Origin of the sequence: Chryseobacterium sp. B21-037, from assembly GCF_028570785.1 — a bacterium.
GTDB lineage: Bacteria > Bacteroidota > Bacteroidia > Flavobacteriales > Weeksellaceae > Chryseobacterium > Chryseobacterium proteolyticum.
Genome location: NZ_JALGCB010000001.1, coordinates 2,143,705 through 2,163,121 on the forward strand (window position 1 = coordinate 2,143,705; position 19,417 = coordinate 2,163,121).

Sequence of the window (19,417 nt, forward strand, 5' to 3'; positions counted from 1 at the left end):
AAAATTAAAAAATAACAATGCCCTGATTATTTTCAGGGCATTGTTTATTCTATTGATAATTTCACCCGGAATGATCAGGAAATCTAAGATGAAATGATTTCCTCCTTTCCCTGATTCGGCAGCTCGTTCCGCTTCCTCCAGAAGAAATAAGCCACCACCACTGTTGCAATCGGTATCGCAATACCAAATTCATCGATATAGTAATTGGTGTTCCCGTTATCCACTGTAAGAGGTGTGAAAATCGATTGTATAAAAAGATTATGGCTGGCATGCATAATGGCTGCCGTCCAAAGGCTTCCCGACTTCAAACGGATCCATGTAAAAATAAAGCAGCTCGCAAATATCATAACGGTAAAACAGACAAGTGCCAACCATTTAGGTCCTCCTGTATTGTAGTTTGAAAAGAGCAACAATGGATAATGATACAATGACCAGATCAGTCCCATCCAGAGTGAAGTAGCGGTATAGGAATTGATTTTTGCCAGCTGAGGAGTGAGAAATCCCCGCCATCCGATCTCTTCACCTAAAGCAGAACCGACAGATCGTACCATCCCAAAACTGCTCATCAACAGGATATACAAGACGAGAACCGCTCCATCGGGCAGGTCCCAGCCCATCCCTTTTCCTGTTTCCTCTATAAACTGGTGATTATAAAAACCTCCTGCCCCGCTGATCCAGATGATCAGGTAGGGCACAAACGAATATAAAAACGGAACTCCGTACGCCAGCAACTGGTATTTTGTAAGCCCCCATTTCCAGCCCAGTGATGAAATGGGAATACCACGTAAACGACATGTAAGTAAGGCAGCGATAGCCGGACACCACATAACAATGGTAGCATAAGATATGATTCCTCCGCCTAATTTACCTGTACGGATGCACATATAATAAACCGGCAAACAGAATAGAAGGGTAAATCCAAGATAAGTGAGGATGTTTTTCCTGATGGAGGACGTGGTGTTGAAAGTATTTTTCATAAACAAATTGGGAATAGGTTAAAAAATGACTCCCACACCATAGACCATACTCATGATGAATCACTTAGATAAAATTACACCTATTTTCTATATTCCAATGAATATTTTTTGATATAAATACAATCAGAGTTGAATACAAATCAATGTATTGATGAAAGGCCATCCAATACATGATAAAATATTTTTTTAAAATATACTGAGATGATATTGCTTCACCAGATCCAAAATCATATGATAACCCACCAATGAGTTACCATGCTGATCCAAGGCAGGACTGAAAACCCCGATACCCATTTTTCCGGGAACGCTTATCGCGATACCTCCCCCAACTCCTGATTTACTTGGCAAACCTACAGTTCTTGCATATTCCCCACTGAATTCATACATCCCTGCAATAAGCATTTGGGATTCTATCAACTGGGCTATTTCTGCATTTTTATACTGAGAATCACCATCAAAACGAACACATCCGTTCGCAAAGAAATATCCTATTTTGGCAAGATCTTCTGCTGTGAGTTCGATGGAGCATTGTTTGAAGTAATTATCAAGCTGATCTTCATTTCCTGAAATCAACCCGTTATTTTTCATCAGATAGAACATTCCCCGGTTACGGTGACCGGTAGATCTTTCCGATTCATACACGGATTTATTATAGTCCAGTGTCTGATTTCTGGTAATGTACCGAACCATGTCTAAAATCTTAAGAAAAGGTTTCTCTCCATCCCCGGAAATTAAAGAAGTCGTAAGAATGGCTCCTGCATTCATCATAGGATTAAGAGGTTTTCCGGATGTTTCCAGATTGGAAAAAGAATTAAAGGGCTGACTTGTCCCGAAATATCCCATCTTATCAAAAACATGAGCTTCTCCCTTTTCACTAACTGCAATCATTAATGCTATGATTTTAGAGATACTCTGCATGGTAAATTTCTTGCCTACATCGCCCACATTCAATACTTTTCCGTTTTTTCCGACGATGGATAAAGCAATAGACTGCGCATCCATTTTTCCCAATTCGGGAATGTAGTTTGCTACTTTTCCCTGTGTATAAAACGATCTGTTCTTTTCTAAAATATGGGTGAGATCTTTTTCTGAAATGGTGGAAATATCTTCTGTTTTCTGGGCATTTGCACCGATGTGTAAAGAAAAGAAAAGGGCAAGAAAAATTCCCTTTCCGGGAATTAAAGAACTATTTATTTTCATATCCTGAAAAACCTTATTTTACTTTTTCCAAAAGATATAGTTTAGCTCCGGTAAATGCCAGTTTAGGCATCAGGTTTCCTTCCAGAACCATTGTTTTATTATTCACGTCAATAACTGAGATATAATTATTGGAATTATATTCTATATAATTTTCTTTTTCTTTGGTTACAGGATTTTTCCCGAATTCCATTGAATATTTCACCCAGTCTTCCTTCTCAGAGCTGCAGTGTACCGGCTGAAACTTAGATTTTTTAGCCTTGAAAATAATCTGATCAAAACTATCTGTACATTCTGATGTAAATGAGCTTTCAGGATTCTGATCTTTTGAAAAGTCTTCAAAAGAACCTTTGTAAACCCCTACTACTTTCCAGGTACCATCCAAACGGTCTTCATCAATCTTTCCTTTTGCTTTGCTCACTGCCCAGCTGATTCCGTTTACTGTTCCTTTTACCGCTTTGTAGCTTACATTTACAGCTCCCTTCACCACTTTTGCCGCAGTAGAAACGACACAAGAATTGAGTACAAGAACCGCTAAAGCCAGAAATATTACTTTTTTCATCATGCTATTTTTATTGTTCACAAAGATAGTATTTTTAGAAAAAAGACCTCCGGGAAAAACTATCAGGATTGTTGTTCTATCAAATTTAATGATTTTCTATTCTTCTCAGGAACTATTGACATCTTTTAAAAATTCCCTTTACACTTACTTAAATCAATTATCGTATTGTCTCGTATTGTCTTTCTCAGACATTATTTGTAAGCTTAAAATTAAAGAAGAAAACCCTACAATGGGTAGTTGATCACAAATTTAATTACCAAACTTTTTAACCCTGATGTTTTTTTCTTTCACCTTAATAATGAACGGTTCCAGACTAACGATCTTTCCTGCCTCCACTGTAAAATCAGCGGTCATGCGTTCACAATAAGTATTGGCGGGCAATGAATTCCCATTAAGTTCGATCCTGTAATTTCCTGATTCAAGAAAAGAAATAAATTCTCCGTTATCATCAGTTATTACCCTTTGCAGGAACTGATCATTACGAAATATATTAAGAATAATCCCTCCGATTTTAGGACTGAATTCTAAAGCTGTTTTTGCATCAAACTGATAGATAACTTTTCCTTTCGAAGTCCCATTCTGAAGAAGGGGAATTTCCAGGAAATAATGGTGTTTATCCACTTCAAATGATGCCTCATCATAGTACCAGCCTTGCTGGATAATCTGTTTTAAAGCATACTTTCCAAAAGGAATTGATTGATACCTGATATTCCCTTCTTGATCTGTTTTGAATGAAATATTATTCAGCATAATTAAATAATCCTTTGCCTCCTGATCTTCCCCATCATATACATTGTTATTATTACGGTCATAATAGACAAATGCTTTTATTTCTCCTTTTTTTCCGGGATTTAGTGTACTGGTCTGAAAATTTATGGTAACACCTGCTTCGATCGTTAAAAGGTTATTGGTAAAATGGTTAGAAGAATAGTTAAACCATGAAGAGTTGAGATACAGCCCGTAGCGTTCCTTAGAATATTTCAGGTTGACAAAACCGGACGGCGACCTTCCATATAAAACATCATGGGTATAAGATACTCCTGAACTTATATTTACTTTTTCCCGGAAAAGATTTTTATTGACAAAAGCAGAAAGAGAAAGCTTTTCATAGGGAGTATTTACATTCATCATTTTTGAAAAAGCATATTCTGAAAGAAAGTAGCTTCCATATTGGTACGTACAATTTACATTGAGCCACTTATAATTGTAGTTCCCATTAATTTTCATCTGATAATCCGGATGATCTGTATTAGGGTAATTAACAAGTCCGGTCTCAATCCCAATAATGGAAGAATGCTTTTTATCCGGACTTAACCACGTTATATATTCAGTAAGCCTCTGTGCTTTCAGCTGTTTTGACTCCTGGTTACCCGGAACATTAAAAAGTTATTATAGGAATTGGACCTTTCTTCCTGATACTGATATCCTACCCCTAACCCAAAATTACCTTTTTTAGGAAAATTGATTCCGGTATCCACTCTTATATTATCAGACTGCATGGCTGTATTATAAAAATAAAATTTAGGAGAAAAATCAGACACCGTTACATTAGCATACACATAATGATCGGTAAAAATATGGGTGGAAAAATTCTGCTGAATCTGTAGCATTCCCCTCCTGTTTCCAGGATAATAATCGGTACTGTAAAAATAATTTCCGTTCAGGTTCACCTTCTTTATCCTTCCTGAATACTGAGATTCCAGTGCTAAAGAAGGCTTAGTAGTATTGATATCTTCATAAAAGCTAAGTCCAGTGTACATTTTAGCATTCATTTTCCAGTCCTGATTGAAAGCATATTGTACATCTGTACCTGCAAGATGATGCCTTGCTTTGTCATAAGGATCGTTTCTGAAAATATAAGTTCCCGATATGCTTCGAGATGCATTTTGTGCTCCCAGGGTTCCTCTGGTATAAAAACCATAGCCGTTTTTTAAAATGAATTCCTTTCAATCAGACTAAAGCTTTGATCTACAAAACCTACCTCTATTTTCTTATCTTTATCAGAAGATGTAAATGCATACTCTGCTCCTCTTCCAAAGAGGGAGAGTTCAAGTAATTTGCTCATGTTACCCAGGGTAAATTCATTATTTTCCCGATGGTACGATATATAAGTGTTATTCACAACGGGATCACTATGATTGTTCATTGCATAGATGTTCCCTCTTATATAGAGATATCCCGAAGGAAGATTAAAGCCTCCCGACCCGATCATCTGGTACATATCCAGGTTTTCACCCACACGCCTGTAACTGGCTGTAATACTGTTCTTACTGAAATTTGAGAAAATATCGGTTTCCCTGTCTTCATAACGTTGGGTGGAAGATATATTCTGAACCGAAACAGAAGTATTTCCGAATATTTCCTTATCCGGCTCTCTGAAGCCTGCAATCTGGACTGTAAATTGTGGGCTCCGCATCAACACTTTAGAAGGAAAAAAACGAAACACAAATACTGAATCTTTCTGTACTTCAATGTTACCGCTTTTTTCGATAAAAATACTTCCCTGGGAAACTTCCGGAATTTTAAATACCAGCGTGACGTTTTGCCTTTTATTACCAAGATTAGAAACCCTTGCTTTCACTTCTACAGAATCATTTACATTATTCATATAAACGACCGGGTTTTCAGGAGTGATCCGCATCATATTATTTTCGGATACCACGTAGGGTATCTCCTGCTTTGCGATCACAAAATTTTGTCCATCTATAAGTTTACATGCAATATGAGATTCTCCGGCAACAACATTGTTATTTACCAGGATCTTTACCGGCAGATATAAATTTTCACCCGGCTTCATATGTACTTCCGTTTTGCCAGGTGAGATGTTCCTGAACCCTGAAGGCGTGGTGATTTCAACCTTCCCGCTGAATAGATCGTTTCCGGTATTTTTTACCACTACGATAAGATCTATTATATTCCCTTTATCCGCCCTGGATTCATTACGGATCTCCAAAATAACCCCTGCATTATTCTGTGCGGGAATCAAAACAGCAATAAGTATCAAAAAAACAGAAAATGTCCTTTTGAAAAGATTATATAGCATGGTTATTGAGGAATTATCTCGTATTGAATTGTAGTGGTATATTCTTCCGATCTGGCATTAATCAACCGTTCATCATTAGCGTTCGTGGAATATCTGATATCGTAATAAACATTAGAGCCTTTTGTAGAGCCTCCCGTTGCGATCAGTTGAGGTGTGGAACTTAAAGTAACCGGATATACATTTCCTTTATTATCTGCAACAGGCGTAAGACCCATTTTAACGGTTCCCAGAGGAATCGTATTCCCTGTCGGAGAATTAAACTGCCCCTGAAGAGACTTCATCCTGATCTGATAATTCGTATTACTGCTTACAATCAAAGCATTGGTATACAATACACTCACGCCTTTTATGTAATCTTCCATACTTTTAAACTCCAGCGATCCATTGGTTGCATTCGCAGAAAATTTTAGTGAAAGCTCCGGAACTTCCGTTGGGGTTCCTGAAAGAACACCGTTCTGAAACTGGAAATTATGATCCGTTTTTCCTATGATATTATTGTATTGATCATAGGCCGTGAACTGTACAGGTGCCGTAAAAGTGATCCATGAAGGGTAATTTCCAAGGTAAGATCCTCCCGCTACATTCAGGCTGTATTTCACCTGAAGATTATAATATCCGTTAGGCTGTACAGGCTGATTATTCAATGGTGCATTGGACTGGGGGATTAAAAAAACCTCCTGTCCTTCCTGAAGAAAAACATGTAAAGGCATTCCGATCTGGGGAATCGTGGGAACAGGTCCGGGATAGGCCTGACCTGAGGAAGATACCGGCTGAAAAGAAATTTTATTGGCAGGCATTACATATTTTCCGTCATTGGAAGTAATGGGTTGCTTTAGTCTCATGGATACCCTCCAATGAGGAATATTGAATTTACCATTCCCTGCCAAAGTAAAAGTATAGGCATCCGGATTGGTATTACCGCCATAAGAATTGATCTGTAAATAGCTGTTTATCCATGAAGTATATGTTACTTGCGAAAAACAACCCACAGAAATCAGCACAAAGAAGAGGACGAGCTTTTTACTTTTCATAAGTGAAGCTTAGCTCTCCCAGTTCAAGATTGTTACTGTCCCCATAATCGATCATTACAGAAGCAGTGTATTTTCCTTTTTCAAGAGTGGAAGGCAAAGAAATATTCATTTCCCTCTTATTTCCCGGCATTGTATAAAAGATAACAGGATCAAGTGCCGTTTTCTTACCGTTTTCCACATTCACAAGGTCCGTATATACTTTTCCGTCAATCCACACATCTCCCTGGTTTTCAAAAAACAGATCCAGCCTGTTGCTCAATTTCCCGTAGACAAGATTCTGAATTTCAATTTTTTTAGTCCCCGGTAATAGCAGCTTATGAAAAAGCTTGATTCCGGATCGTATGCTGACCTTTATATGAGCCCCTTTACTATCTACATCATCCACAGGATTCATTTGACTGACATACAACACTGCAGTATGAGCTTTTAAATTATCAGATAAGGTGGTGGGAGCAGTAATGGTAACATCAATATCTTTTTTTTCGCCGGGAGCGAGCGTAAAATAATTTTCTTCTTTTTTCACAGACACCCAGCTTGCACAGGATGCAGGTCTTGTATTGGCTCCATAGGTCATATTTTCCCCTTTTTCATCATACTCCCAATCACCGAGGCTTATGGCCAGATCCAGAGAGTTCTTTGCGCTTACATTCGTTACAGTTACTTTTTGAGTATTGCTATGTCCCGGATCAGATTCGAAATACAGCCGTGGTGGAGATACAGAGACTCCTGTTTGTGCAAAAATTGTAGAAAACAAGCCACAGAACAAGGAGCAAAAGAAGAAAGAAAATTTTTTCATTACAGATACTTCATATTAAGAATAAAGTGCAGCAATAGACCTGCAACACTTTATCCTGTAATCGTATTTACATTATCTTATTGGGAAATAATAGTATACGTTAGCTCTGTAGTGTATACTGTAGGATCCTGACCCGCGATATAATTATCAAGATATGCGTTAGCTCCGGCTCCTTTGTATTCAATATTGATTTTCTTATCCACTCCTCCGTTAGAAGATGTTACCAATGTTGTTTCATTCGCTGATAGCTGCACGTTTTGTGCATATTGAGCTCCGTTTACTGCCTCAGAACCAGCACTTGCTTTGATCTGAATGGTATTGGCCTGGATATTTTTACCCGCATTCTGTAAAGCAGCATTGGCACTTTTTACTTTTACCTGAAATCCACCGGTGCTGTAGATGCTCAAGTGATCTGCATTCACAGAAGAAACTCCGTTTACGTAATCGTCTTTGGTTACATAGTCTAGGTTAACAACCTTCTGTGCATTATTCACAACAAGGGTCTGAATAGGCTTCAGTCTTACGTTTAGGGTTACATTCTGTTGAGCTTTCAATGTTGCAAATCCTACTAAAGCAAAACAAGCTAAGACACATTTCTTCATAGTTTAAAATGATGTTTGTATTAATTTTTAAAATTCGCTGCAAATGTATAGAGAAAGAAAGCCTGCATTCTTGTGAAAAAACACTTATAACTTGTAATTTTATGTAGTGAATTATTCACAAAAAGAAATAGCCTTTTATGAAAAAATCATAAAAAGCGTCGAATCATAAAACGATAGAACCGTTATTCCGTAAAAGCGCTATTATTTTAATCTCAAATAATTCACTTTTACATACATATCGGTAAAAAAGGTATTTTAAAAAAATACCACGTATTGTGTAGTAATTTCCACAAGTCTTATTAAAATTTTACTGAGAAATTAGCGTAAGCACGACGTGATCAGCTTTAAAACCCGAGTCACAACCTGATTTTTTTAGTACAGCTTCTAATTTCTCATGTATTTTATATACCTTCTGAATTACTCCCTTTTGACGATCAATCAGATTATGTTCTTTGTAACAGTTATCATTGTTTTTAAGATTTGCACTATCCTCATTAAAGGTCTCATGATGTACTTTTACTTCAAAACCTGAGGGACTCGATACGGTCACGGATTTAAATTCCGGTAATCGAGACGTTGTTGCTCCGGAATCTTCTTCATCATTATTGATAGAAAATATCTGTGCCGGATACAACCGTACATTTAATCTCAAAGCATCAGAGTTCTGAGCAAAAGATTTTGCACAAGCAAAAAATAAAACAATTAATAAAAACCATTTAAAAAGCATATTGCCTGGATTTTTCACCAATCGGTTACATAGGTAAATATACAATAAATTCTATACCCACCTACAATAAATTCGATAATTATTTCATTTCGGAGGGATTTTTACCGGTATGTTTTTTGATAAAGTTGCTGAAATTCCCTTCATCGCTGAAACCCAGCTCATAAGAAACTTCGGAAATCGTACAATTGGAAAACTTCAGGGCTTTTATACATTCGTTCACCAGTTTTTCAATGATCACCTGTTTTGCAGTTTTTCCCAGCATGTATTCAGTCATCTCCGTCAATCTCCTTGAAGATATACTGAGTTCATTGGCATAGTAAGAAACCTTTTTTGCCGTTTTATAATCCCTTTGCAAAATCACTTTAAACCGATTGACATAATACATATAATCGAATTTAAAATCATTTTTTATTTCTTCGGTAGGAATATGCAAGAAGGCATCCAGTATAAGCCTTTCAATGGCATTATGGGCGGCGGAAATATATAAGCTTTTATCTTTACGCTGAAAGCTTTCCATTCTTTCCATGAATACCACCCTCATCTGTTCTATATTGATAAAAGGAGCAACAAAAACATCTGAATTATAGTTAAAGAAAAGCTGGGAGTTGATAAACAGGCTGTCTTTTGTCGATCTTTCATAAAAGGTTGAAGAAAATACGATCGCGAAGACATCGGATCTTTTTGTCTTGCCAAAAACGATTTTCTTCTGGGGACCTACAAATGCAATATTACCGGCTTTAATGCCGTACGCAACATCTTCCACCGTTAATGTAATATCTTCTAAAACAATATAAATACAAAAGTATTCCAGCGTGTTCATCTCCCTTTTGTTGTTATTTCTTTTTATGATATAATCCAACCGGTTGATACTAAACCCATTATCTTTTAACTGATCCGTTATTATATACATATTCCTCCCAATTCTGTAAACGAAAAATTCCTTTTAAATAAAACGAATATATAGATATAAAAATTTTGCCAAAATGGCTTTATAAAAGGAAAAATTATTAAAAATAATTTATTATAATTTAGTATATCATTACAATATCCATTAAAAACTTTCTGCAAATCAAAAGGGAAGCACGAAAATATCTGTACCGATTATATTTTCATTGCTTATCAAAGCCATTAGTATTTTCTATTTTCCAACAGGTATGTTGAAATGATATTTTCATAACTTGTAGTTTTTTAAATTCAATAAAAAATTAAGGAATATTGCAAATACATTTCGCTTTGATTCAGGACTGAAACAATTACTTGGTTCATTTATTACATTACAATTTTACTAAACAAAAAAAAGCAGTTAACCGAAAAACCGCAATGTCTTATGACAAACAAATATTTAAATTTTCAAAAAGGTTTTACTTTCAGTAAACATATTCCGGAAGAAACATCAGATTTTGACCGGGTCTTTGATGTTTTTAAGGATCTGCTCACCCACACTTCCGGAGATATCGAGGAAGCCTTTCACTGGCTTGATCTTCTCGATAAGGAGTATGACATTTTCAATGATGAATATACGCTTCAGGACTTTGAGGAAGATCTGAAAAAGCGTGGGTACATCAAAGAGGAAGATGATCCGAAAGACGGCAATACAGGATCCGGTAAAGGGAAAAATATATTAACCGCCAAATTAGAGTCTGCATTAAGAGAATATGCACTGGACCAGATTTTCGGTAAACTGAAGAAAACGGGAATCGGAAATCACCGCACTTCAAAAACGGGAATCGGTGATGAAAAAGATGGTGAGAACCGATCTTACCAATATGGAGACGAACTATCTTTGGTTAATATGACGGAAAGCTTAAAAAATGCACAGATCAATAATGGCATTTCTGATTTACGCATGACGGAAGATGACCTCATCGTAGAGGAAACAAAACATAAAGCTCAAATGAGCACCGTATTGATGATTGACATCAGCCATTCCATGGTTTTATACGGTGAAGACCGCATCACTCCTGCCAAAAAAGTAGCCATGGCATTAGTTGAGCTGATCAATAGAAAATATCCTAAGGATTCTATTGACATTATCGTGTTTGGTAATGAAGCATGGCCTATTAAGATCAAAGATCTTCCTTATTTAAAAGTGGGACCGTATCATACCAATACGGTGGCAGGTCTGGAGCTTGCGATGGATATTCTCCGCAGAAAAAGAAATACCAATAAACAGATTTTCATGATCACCGACGGAAAACCGAGCTGCATGCAGCTGCCTAGCGGTGAGTTCTATATGAATAGTGTTGGTCTTGACGAAAAAATAGTTACACAATGCCTGCATAAAGCGGCCCAGGCCCGAAAGCTGAAAATTCCCATTACAACCTTTATGATTGCCCAGGATCCCTATCTCCGTAAATTTGTGGAAGTATTTACAGCACAGAATAAAGGGAAGGCGTTTCTTACAGGCTTGTCTGGTTTGGGGCAGATGATTTTTGAAGATTATGAAAAAAACAGGATAAGGAGAATATAGTTTGATGCTAGATTTTAGATCTTAGAATTTAGAGGTTAGAGGTTAGATATATAGATTCTCATCCTTTTATACAGTATATAGATTATTTATTTAAAAGAAACAATGAAAAACGATATTACATTCAAAGAGTTAAAAGATTCCGGATATACCCATAAAACGATTAGTCAGGAGATTCAGGCGAACCTTATTGCCAGGATTAAAGCTAAAGAACCCGTATTTAAAGGGTTACTGGGTTACGAAGACACCGTAATCCCTCAATTGAAGAAAGCCATTCTAGCAGGACACCATATTAACTTACTGGGCTTACGCGGACAGGCAAAAACAAGAATTGCGAGAAGCATGGTAGACCTTCTGGATGAATACATGCCTGTTGTAAAAGGATCTGAAATTAATGACAGTCCATTTCATCCGATCTCAAAATTTGCCAGAGACCTTATTGATGAATTGGGAGACAAGACCCCTATTTCATGGGTACACCGATCAGACCGTTTTTTTGAAAAACTGGCCACACCAGATGTAAATGTTGCCGACTTAATCGGAGACATCGATCCGATTAAAGCTGCCACTCTGAAGCTTCCATATTCTGACGAACGCGTGCTGCATTACGGAATGATTCCGCGTGCCAACCGTTCGATATTTGTTCTCAATGAACTTCCTGATTTACAGGCCCGCATCCAGGTTTCGTTATTTAATATCTTACAGGAAGGAGATATTCAGATCAGAGGTTTTCAGTTGAGAATGCCTCTTGATATTCAGTTTGTATTTACTGCAAACCCTGAAGACTATACTAACAGGGGAAGCATTGTAACTCCTCTTAAAGACAGGATCGGTTCGCAGATCTTCACCCATTATCCCCGAACCATTGATCTTGCCCGTCAAATTACGGAGCAGGAAGCTCTTATATCACCTGAAGACAAATCAAGGATACAGGTTCCGGGTCTTGCAAAAGATCTGTTGGAAGGTGTTGCCTTTGCAGCACGTGACAGTGAATATGTGGATGAAAAAAGCGGGGTAAGTGCCCGATTGACCATCAGTGCAATGGAAAACCTTGTGGCTGCCGCAAAACTGCGCTTAATAGAAACCGATGCAGAAAAAACAACGGTTCGCCTGCTTGATTTTATGTCCATCATTCCATCGATCACAGGGAAAATCGAACTTGTCTATGAAGGGGAGCAGGAAGGAGCAGATTATGTAGCGAAAATATTAATCGACAGAGCCGTGATGGTACAGTTTGAAACGATTTTCCCACGCATTTCCAAGCTGGAGAAAGAGGGCATCAAAACTCCTTATACTGACCTGATCAAATGGTTCAACAAAAATCAGCTGGAACTGAACTACACGGATACGGATGAAGAGTTCTATTCCAAGCTTAACAGTATTGCTCCTCTGGTGCAGGTGGTTGAGGAAAACGCCTCCGAATTAAGTGAAGAAGATCAGAACTTCTGTAAGGAGCTTGTTTTATGGGCGCTTACCATTAACAAAAAACTGGACAAATCTGAAAATCAGACTGCCTTTACTTTTGATTCTTCAGGGGTAAGCCCTTTTTTCCGTAACTAAAGCTTTCGCTTATTCATCTTAAGATAAGCGTATCAATAATAAATCCTCCGTTTCGGAGGATTTTTTTATGATCAGTTCTTTTCGATGACAAATGCTTTCAATTCTGCCATCTTTCCATCACGGAATCGCCAAACATCACAATAAGAATAGTCAACAATTTTCCCTTCTTTATTCTTCATGCTTATTCTTCCTATAGCCACCACATAATCATTTTCGGCTACTAATTTTTCTACTTTAAATTCAGGTGGTTCTGTATAAGCAACTGCCATATATTTTCGCACTTCTTCCTTTCCTTTCAAAACCTGTTCACCTACAAATGTCCACTGTGTATCATCGGTACAGTAGGAAAGAAAACCTTCATAATCTCCTTTAGCGATAGCTAGATTTGCTTTTTCAAGTACTGTTTTATTGTCCATATTCAAATTACTTTTAAAACGATGCTCTGATAAATAATAAGGTGACCGGACAGCAGATAAAAAATCAGTTGATCCCATCATCAATAATGTTATAAATACTATTTTCATGCCTATATTGCTTTAGATCAGGATATTCCTGAACTCATCACAGACAAAGGTAAAACAGAGATTCGGGATCATGAATAAGAAAGGCTAAATGTAAGATACTAACAATAATGTAAGGAACAGACTTATGCTCCCGTAGGTCTCAGTAAATCGTTACAGGTCCTGCCAGCCCCAAAGATTGCAGGGGCTGGTCTTTCTTTTTCTGGTTGGTCCAGTACTGAGCCACTTCATTATCTTTAAGCGTTTTCATATAGTTTACCATAACGGTAATGACCTTAATTTCGATTTCATTTTCACCGATATGGAGCAAGCCATCGAGAGCATACACCCTTCGGCCGAACCATTGGGTTCCGGCTTCTGTTCCATTCACCTTTACTTCACAGATTCCATATACACTTCCAAGATTCAGGAAATCCTTGGTATCATGATCTCCAAGTTGAAATGTAGTACGGTAAACTACAGTTCCGGCAAAATGACTGTAAGAAGACAGCTCCTTAAGATCAGTAAGACGATCCAGCTTTTCTTTGTTGACGGTCCCGTCATAATGCCTGAACTCCACATCCCATCCAGTGCTCAGTTCTTTTACTTGAGTTCCTGTTAACGGATGAGCTTTCCACATGGTTCCTTTTCTATGATGATCAAAAACAATCAGTTTTGAGTCTGCAGGACCTAAATTTATATGAAAAAGCCCCTCTTCTACTGCCAGCTTATTTCTCCTGCCTGTTGTCGCATCCCACAACCACGCCTGTTTACGCTTAATGATCTCCTGATCAAATTGAATATCCAGTGAAGCACTATGCCTGCTGCTCGAATTGGTCAGTAAGAATAGCTCTGCATCTGTTGTCTGATAACGCACTTGAGTTATAAAGGACTCAGGTTTCCGGATTTTCATATAGGGCTTTAGGCTGTATTTCTCCTGTACGGTTTTATACCACCCTGAAAAGTCAGCCGTAGGTTTATGCAATACAATGAAACGGTCAGGATAAGCCTCCATCTTTCTCACCCATTCCTTCACTTCCTGATCTCTTTTTTCATAATTATTCCAACCCGTTGATCTTTCGGGAACCGTTTCAATGCAAAAGACTCTTCCACCCTCCCTTATAAAATCATACAGTTTGCTTGCTGTGGCTGTATCCAAACTATGCACTTCAATTAAAAAAAGAGTATGGTATTTTCTGCTTCCATACGTAAGGAATCCTTTTTTTACTTCCGAGTCTTGGATCACACGTTCGGAAACATAATCACAAGCGTTACCATTCTGATGAATGGATTCCCAGATCAAAGCCTGATATGCCGGCGATACGATAACCGGAAAAGGTTCCATCTGGGCACCGTATTCCGACCACTGATCAGCAAAGGGAGCTAACAGCCCAATGTCGGCAAACATGGTAGCCTGCTGCAATACCGCCGATAACCGGGCACGATAATCTGTGTAATGTTTAAAATAAGGCCACATCGTGTTCTTTTCATTAAAATATCCACCATAGGTAATCCAGCCTGGAAAAGCTGCTTCCGGCGGAGAATAGTTAAATCCATGAAAAACGGGATGTGTAACTCCCGATATCGTGCTCTGATCCCCCGCTATTTTGAAAATTTCCAGAGACTCATTGAACACCATGTCAGTATTGGTAAGCTCTTCGGAACTGATCAGTTTTTTATTCTTCAGATGGGCTGCAGAAGAAACCAACTTATTGATCATCGTGTTTCCCCTGCCAAGATGCCAGGGATATTGTGTGAATTTCTCTTCACTGATATCTTCTCCGATACCGTATTTCAGCCAGGTTTCACATTCTGGAATATCAATTTCAAAACTTCCTTCCAATGGAAAATAGCCTCTTCCATAGGCCTGCGCTCTCGATTGTATTTTATTCTCTTTGCACCAGTCTACATAGGGAGTAACAAACCTTTCTTCAAAAAGCTCTGCTTTGGTAAGCTCAAAATCATACCGCATACGGTCTGTCATTTTTTTGAACACTTCGCCCGTCTTTACGGGATATTGGATATTCTGCCCCGTGGTATTTCCCATTGCTCCAATTTTAAATAATACAAAGGGCAAATAAGGATAAATATCATATCCTCTCCTTCTTTTAAACTCTGTGATCATATCCTCACTCCAGTTGGCCCCCTCTATTTCCAGACTATCCACAAAGAAAGAGCGGACATAGCCTGCAAGAGGTCCTGTTTTTCGCTGAATGCTATCACTCATCCTGTTGAGGTATTTTTTCACGGCAGCAGAATTATAATGATTCAGAACGGGTCCCATCCCACCCGGCGCCCCCTGGATCACCCGCATAAAGCGTTCTATTTTCACCAATCCATAAACCGCATAATTACCTTTGGGTATAGAAACTTTTATCATTCCGCTTTTAATCTGATCCGAAAGATCCATCATTTCGTCTATCCTATTGAGCGGATCCGGCACAAGTTTTACGTCCAGCATTTCCATCGTCCTTCCGCTGTATGGGCTGGTAATCGCCGGATCGGCTTCTTTATAAAGATCAAAAAGAGAAAATTCCGTGGTAAGAGGACCCTTTAATTTTTTTACGGCGATCACCACTATTTGTGAGCATTCTTCTTTTTCTAAAAAATCGCCACCCATGGGAAAACCCGTACCCACCAATATATCACAGGTCATCTCCAGAGATTTAGCTTCTTCCAGCGTAAATTTCAATAAGTCTATCCATTCGTCACTTAGCCAATCAATACTTTGCTTCCCCATGTCATCCGTACGCGAAGGAAATGATATCGGATTGATCTCAACCCCTCCTATTCCCGCATCCTTTAAAATCCTGAGCTCCCTGGCAAGTTCTGATCTTTCAATCTTATTGCCATTCCACCACCAACGTACAAATGGGCGGTACCGATTTTCCGGATTACTGAAAACTTCAAACAGTGATTTACCTGACCGTAAATGTTCTTCCCGCAACATGGCACTGGCGTAGGATGGTAGTATATTCGCAAGAACCAAGCCGGATGCAGCAACTGAACACTGTTTCAAAAATTCTCTTCTTTCCATGGAGCGGTTTTATATTAAAATTACACCGGTGTAATGACTACATAGGCTATGTCCTGTTTATGAGAGAGCAGGATTATCAAATTTAAAAGATTTGCCTATAATATAACAGTTTTGTAAAAAATAATAAAAGAGGATATCTCTGGAGATATCCTCTTTTATACTTCACCTTTCCGGTGTAACATCCGATAAATACTAATTTTAATCAAGCTGATCTAGATTCTGTTTAATTACCACGGGGCACCATTTCGGGCACATAAAGTAGAGCACTCTTCAAGTCCTCCCGGATCAGATGGTGAGCTGGGTTGATTTGAGGCCCAAGCTACACAGCAATTAAAACAAACATCATAACTATCATTGGACCAGTCATCACAAATCCCACCACCAACGGCTTTTTTTGCGCCTGTTACATTTTTCAATTTAGTTCTGCTAAGTAATTTTGCATTTTTCATATTAAAAGATTTAGTGTTATGCCATTCAATCATGCAAGAACGGCTTTTGCAATCAGTGATTATATCTATATTTTTTAAATATCATCCTTCCTATTTAGCCCTTTGGTAGGGTTTTAATAACTCTTTCAACGAATGTATTTATAAAATACTTCTTAAAATTGTAAAAATGTAACTTACAAATAAAAAATCCAGGAAAGTGATTCCCTGGATTAATTTATAGGTTAGGATTACAGTATAATGAAATACTGACTTTTTATGTTTTAAATCAGAAACTAATTAGTTAAATACCTGTCCTTTGATGTAATCAACATCCACATCCCTGATATAATCGATAAGATTGGTATATTGGGAATGGAAATGGTAGCCTCCTTCTGTCATTTCTTCAGTGGCATCCTCTTTACTCCAGTTCTGGAAAATAATACGGTACATCGCCATCGTAACACCGGTTCTGTCACTACCATGAGCACAATGCACATCAATAGGTTTCGGGGCGGTTCTTATTATGCGCAAAGCTTTAATGATCTCAACATCTGATACGGATGAAGCATTCATGGGAACATTATACAGGTTACCTGCATAGTTAGTTCCTCCCACATGATCTGTATGACCTTCCCTCAGGTTAAGTATCGAAGCAATATGTTTTTGCTCAAGAAAATTAAAGCCCGCATTGTCAGGCTGCTCACTTCTATACACATCATTATTTACTTTATACAGATTATCAAAAGGAGAACCTGAAACTTTTTGAGCCCAGGTCTGGGGCCTTGAGGTTTTGGATGTGACGGACAAGTTGGAACTTTGGAAAACATTGCCCGATTTTACCAGTGCATCATCAGAATTTTCAGGAGCACAAGCCAGTGTACTTAATGCTAGCAGGATAAAAATTGCTTTTTTCATGTTTTATTTTTATTATTAAAATGATCTGTTTATTGGCTACCATCATGACGTGACCGGAATTCCAATGGTAAGGAATCTTCAACGATCTGTCATATATTATAGGAAATAAGCGGGTACAATCGGGATGAAATAATGGAAACAAAAGTATAAATAAATCACAATATATCAACACATAGAGAAATATAATACATTAAAATATTATTAAATTTTCTTTGTGTAGGTTAAGATCTCTTCGTTCAATTTTGATTTGGCGCCAATTATAATTAGCTTTATGTATTAAATATAGAATTATCATTATGAAATATTCAAAAGAATATGTGACTAAAGAAGAGCACATTGATGTACAGGGAATTATGGACGGTTTATATTATCCGTTTTATATGGAATATTGCAGACACCAGTATATTGATGAGGTTTTGGGGTTTAACCTTGAAAATGAAGCAAAAAATGGGGTTAATATGGTATTATCAGGATACACGATCAGTTTTCTCAGGTCTCTGAAAAAAGGAGATACCTTTACGGTAACCTGTGAACTGTTCAGGGATAAAGGTGACGCTCCTAAGATTCATTTTAAGCAATCCATTATCCTGAATGGTAAGGTGACGACAAAAGCAACTTTTACCGGAACTTGTGTGCCTTCAACCGGTGGCAGGCCTTTTCTTCCTGAATCTTTAAAAGCACTTATTGAAGAGGCACCTGTTTTGGAAGACTAGTGTCTTTTCCATCACATTATAAAAAGCAGGTATAAAAACCTGCTTTTCAATTTTCATATCCAGTCCTGTTGAAGACAAGTCAATTTAAAGTTATCTCCAATTCCTTACTTTTGTAAAGTATTAAACGGCTTAACAGTTTATTCCATCATATGAATCCTATATTTTCCAGCAGCAAACAAATTGAAGTGGTATCTTCCTTTTCAGAACTCATCGATACCGATTTTTACGGAACTATGAATGCAATCTGCTGGCACAGGAATTTAACCGGAGACTTTAAAGAAATTGTCTCTAAGCTTCATTTAAAAGATCATATTACGGAAGTTTCCACTGACGATCTTTTGGCATTACCACTTTCAGAAAAAGGAATTACTGCGAGGGAAACGATTCTCAATGATTTACGTTTATTGGAAGACTTCGGAGCATTGCCTTCCCTCAACCTGCTTAAAAATTATGACCGGGACGAAGAACTGGATTTCATCTCAACCGATGTATATTCATATCATGTAGACCGCTCCCCCATCGGCACCGATACTTTTTTGTGTACTTATCACGGGGCTCCCAGTGAAATTATACCCAATGACCAGGTGGAGCAAAAGATTCTGATCCCCGAGATCAGGGAAAAGCTTAGAAAATTACATAACGGTCCGGAAGCAGAATTTGAAGATTTCCTGAAAGAATACTTCTTCGACCTGCACTATCAGCCAAAGATTAATGCTGAACCGGTCAGTCTCGGATCAGGGCATCTTTGGCGACTGGCAGTAGATCATCCGGAACAAAAAGTTCTTCCTTGTGTTCACAGGGCCCCCATTGAAAAAGATGGCGAATACCGCTTACTTCTTATTTGCTGAAAACGTTATTGATA

General features: G+C 37.9%; 19 protein-coding genes. 4 read left to right on the forward strand and 15 right to left on the reverse strand.

Features of this window, described 5'->3' with window-relative positions:
* Positions 1–83: 83 nt before the first annotated feature.
* From MTQ00_RS09350 to MTQ00_RS09400, 11 genes are all read right to left on the reverse strand, one after another.
* Complete coding sequence (locus MTQ00_RS09350) at positions 84–977, reverse strand: CPBP family intramembrane glutamic endopeptidase (protein ID WP_273648585.1); 894 nt, start codon at positions 975–977, stop codon at positions 84–86.
* 186 nt (positions 978–1,163) lie between these two features.
* The gene (gene glsA, locus MTQ00_RS09355) at positions 1,164–2,177 is read right to left on the reverse strand and encodes a glutaminase A (RefSeq protein ID WP_273648586.1); all 1,014 of its coding nucleotides are present in this window, start codon (positions 2,175–2,177) and stop codon (positions 1,164–1,166) included.
* 13 nt (positions 2,178–2,190) lie between these two features.
* Complete coding sequence (locus tag MTQ00_RS09360; RefSeq protein ID WP_273648587.1) at positions 2,191–2,736, reverse strand: hypothetical protein; 546 nt, start codon at positions 2,734–2,736, stop codon at positions 2,191–2,193.
* Between the two features lie 249 nt (positions 2,737–2,985).
* Complete coding sequence (locus MTQ00_RS09365) at positions 2,986–3,963, reverse strand: hypothetical protein (protein ID WP_273648588.1); 978 nt, start codon at positions 3,961–3,963, stop codon at positions 2,986–2,988.
* Between the two features lie 119 nt (positions 3,964–4,082).
* Positions 4,083–4,496: a hypothetical protein gene (locus MTQ00_RS09370; RefSeq protein WP_273648589.1), complete on the reverse strand. Its 414-nt coding sequence runs from the start codon at positions 4,494–4,496 to the stop codon at positions 4,083–4,085.
* Between the two features lie 170 nt (positions 4,497–4,666).
* Positions 4,667–5,779 carry a COG1470 family protein gene (locus tag MTQ00_RS09375; RefSeq protein WP_273648590.1) on the reverse strand — a complete coding sequence of 371 codons (1,113 nt, stop codon included), beginning with the start codon at positions 5,777–5,779 and terminating at the stop codon, positions 4,667–4,669.
* Positions 5,780–5,781: 2 nt separating this feature from the next.
* A complete protein-coding gene (locus tag MTQ00_RS09380; RefSeq protein ID WP_273648591.1) occupies positions 5,782–6,810 on the reverse strand; it encodes a hypothetical protein in 1,029 nt (342 codons plus the stop codon).
* Positions 6,800–7,606, reverse strand: a complete 807-nt coding sequence (locus MTQ00_RS09385; RefSeq protein WP_273648592.1) for a fimbrial biogenesis chaperone — start codon at positions 7,604–7,606, stop codon at positions 6,800–6,802. The genes MTQ00_RS09380 and MTQ00_RS09385 overlap by 11 nt, the downstream gene beginning before the upstream one ends.
* Before the next feature lie 77 nt (positions 7,607–7,683).
* Complete coding sequence (locus MTQ00_RS09390) at positions 7,684–8,208, reverse strand: hypothetical protein (RefSeq protein ID WP_172279425.1); 525 nt, start codon at positions 8,206–8,208, stop codon at positions 7,684–7,686.
* 307 nt (positions 8,209–8,515) lie between these two features.
* Positions 8,516–8,935 carry a hypothetical protein gene (locus MTQ00_RS09395; RefSeq protein WP_172279427.1) on the reverse strand — a complete coding sequence of 140 codons (420 nt, stop codon included), beginning with the start codon at positions 8,933–8,935 and terminating at the stop codon, positions 8,516–8,518.
* A gap of 79 nt (positions 8,936–9,014) precedes the next feature.
* The gene (locus MTQ00_RS09400) at positions 9,015–9,845 is read right to left on the reverse strand and encodes a helix-turn-helix domain-containing protein (protein WP_172279429.1); all 831 of its coding nucleotides are present in this window, start codon (positions 9,843–9,845) and stop codon (positions 9,015–9,017) included.
* A 417-nt stretch (positions 9,846–10,262) separates the two neighbouring features.
* Here MTQ00_RS09400 and MTQ00_RS09405 point away from each other — a divergent pair, with 417 nt between their 5' ends.
* Positions 10,263–11,405, forward strand: coding sequence for a vWA domain-containing protein (locus MTQ00_RS09405; RefSeq protein ID WP_273648593.1), 1,143 nt, complete (start codon positions 10,263–10,265; stop codon positions 11,403–11,405).
* 102 nt (positions 11,406–11,507) lie between these two features.
* Positions 11,508–12,962, forward strand: a complete 1,455-nt coding sequence (locus MTQ00_RS09410; RefSeq protein WP_273648594.1) for a sigma 54-interacting transcriptional regulator — start codon at positions 11,508–11,510, stop codon at positions 12,960–12,962.
* 71 nt (positions 12,963–13,033) lie between these two features.
* Here the strand turns inward: MTQ00_RS09410 and MTQ00_RS09415 are convergent, their stop codons facing one another.
* The 4 genes from MTQ00_RS09415 to MTQ00_RS09430 form a co-directional block, all read right to left on the reverse strand.
* Positions 13,034–13,486, reverse strand: a complete 453-nt coding sequence (locus MTQ00_RS09415) for a nuclear transport factor 2 family protein (protein WP_273648595.1) — start codon at positions 13,484–13,486, stop codon at positions 13,034–13,036.
* A gap of 139 nt (positions 13,487–13,625) precedes the next feature.
* Positions 13,626–16,499: a glycosyl hydrolase gene (locus tag MTQ00_RS09420; protein ID WP_273648596.1), complete on the reverse strand. Its 2,874-nt coding sequence runs from the start codon at positions 16,497–16,499 to the stop codon at positions 13,626–13,628.
* Positions 16,500–16,726: 227 nt separating this feature from the next.
* Positions 16,727–16,981 carry a hypothetical protein gene (locus MTQ00_RS09425; RefSeq protein WP_172279440.1) on the reverse strand — a complete coding sequence of 85 codons (255 nt, stop codon included), beginning with the start codon at positions 16,979–16,981 and terminating at the stop codon, positions 16,727–16,729.
* A gap of 243 nt (positions 16,982–17,224) precedes the next feature.
* Entirely contained in the window at positions 17,225–17,842 is a 618-nt protein-coding gene (locus MTQ00_RS09430) for a phosphatase domain-containing putative toxin (RefSeq protein WP_273648597.1), read from the reverse strand.
* A gap of 296 nt (positions 17,843–18,138) precedes the next feature.
* Here MTQ00_RS09430 and MTQ00_RS09435 point away from each other — a divergent pair, with 296 nt between their 5' ends.
* Positions 18,139–18,555: an acyl-CoA thioesterase gene (locus MTQ00_RS09435; RefSeq protein WP_273648598.1), complete on the forward strand. Its 417-nt coding sequence runs from the start codon at positions 18,139–18,141 to the stop codon at positions 18,553–18,555.
* Between the two features lie 149 nt (positions 18,556–18,704).
* Positions 18,705–19,403 carry a DUF1826 domain-containing protein gene (locus MTQ00_RS09440; RefSeq protein WP_273648599.1) on the forward strand — a complete coding sequence of 233 codons (699 nt, stop codon included), beginning with the start codon at positions 18,705–18,707 and terminating at the stop codon, positions 19,401–19,403.
* Positions 19,404–19,417: the final 14 nt, after the last annotated feature.

Bases quoted from the DNA above. Each gene is read 5' to 3' on its own strand.
- MTQ00_RS09350 (WP_273648585.1), bottom strand. From the start codon at position 977: ATGAAAAATACTTTCAACACCACGTCCTCCATCAGGAAAAACATCCTC.
- glsA (WP_273648586.1), bottom strand. From the start codon at position 2,177: ATGAAAATAAATAGTTCTTTAATTCCCGGAAAGGGAATTTTTCTTGCC.
- MTQ00_RS09360 (WP_273648587.1), bottom strand. From the start codon at position 2,736: ATGAAAAAAGTAATATTTCTGGCTTTAGCGGTTCTTGTACTCAATTCT.
- MTQ00_RS09365 (WP_273648588.1), bottom strand. From the start codon at position 3,963: ATGAAAATTAATGGGAACTACAATTATAAGTGGCTCAATGTAAATTGT.
- MTQ00_RS09370 (WP_273648589.1), bottom strand. From the start codon at position 4,496: ATGTACACTGGACTTAGCTTTTATGAAGATATCAATACTACTAAGCCT.
- MTQ00_RS09375 (WP_273648590.1), bottom strand. From the start codon at position 5,779: ATGCTATATAATCTTTTCAAAAGGACATTTTCTGTTTTTTTGATACTT.
- MTQ00_RS09380 (WP_273648591.1), bottom strand. From the start codon at position 6,810: ATGAAAAGTAAAAAGCTCGTCCTCTTCTTTGTGCTGATTTCTGTGGGT.
- MTQ00_RS09385 (WP_273648592.1), bottom strand. From the start codon at position 7,606: ATGAAAAAATTTTCTTTCTTCTTTTGCTCCTTGTTCTGTGGCTTGTTT.
- MTQ00_RS09390 (WP_172279425.1), bottom strand. From the start codon at position 8,208: ATGAAGAAATGTGTCTTAGCTTGTTTTGCTTTAGTAGGATTTGCAACA.
- MTQ00_RS09395 (WP_172279427.1), bottom strand. From the start codon at position 8,935: ATGCTTTTTAAATGGTTTTTATTAATTGTTTTATTTTTTGCTTGTGCA.
- MTQ00_RS09400 (WP_172279429.1), bottom strand. From the start codon at position 9,845: ATGTATATAATAACGGATCAGTTAAAAGATAATGGGTTTAGTATCAAC.
- MTQ00_RS09405 (WP_273648593.1), top strand. From the start codon at position 10,263: ATGACAAACAAATATTTAAATTTTCAAAAAGGTTTTACTTTCAGTAAA.
- MTQ00_RS09410 (WP_273648594.1), top strand. From the start codon at position 11,508: ATGAAAAACGATATTACATTCAAAGAGTTAAAAGATTCCGGATATACC.
- MTQ00_RS09415 (WP_273648595.1), bottom strand. From the start codon at position 13,486: ATGAAAATAGTATTTATAACATTATTGATGATGGGATCAACTGATTTT.
- MTQ00_RS09420 (WP_273648596.1), bottom strand. From the start codon at position 16,499: ATGGAAAGAAGAGAATTTTTGAAACAGTGTTCAGTTGCTGCATCCGGC.
- MTQ00_RS09425 (WP_172279440.1), bottom strand. From the start codon at position 16,981: ATGATTGAATGGCATAACACTAAATCTTTTAATATGAAAAATGCAAAA.
- MTQ00_RS09430 (WP_273648597.1), bottom strand. From the start codon at position 17,842: ATGAAAAAAGCAATTTTTATCCTGCTAGCATTAAGTACACTGGCTTGT.
- MTQ00_RS09435 (WP_273648598.1), top strand. From the start codon at position 18,139: ATGAAATATTCAAAAGAATATGTGACTAAAGAAGAGCACATTGATGTA.
- MTQ00_RS09440 (WP_273648599.1), top strand. From the start codon at position 18,705: ATGAATCCTATATTTTCCAGCAGCAAACAAATTGAAGTGGTATCTTCC.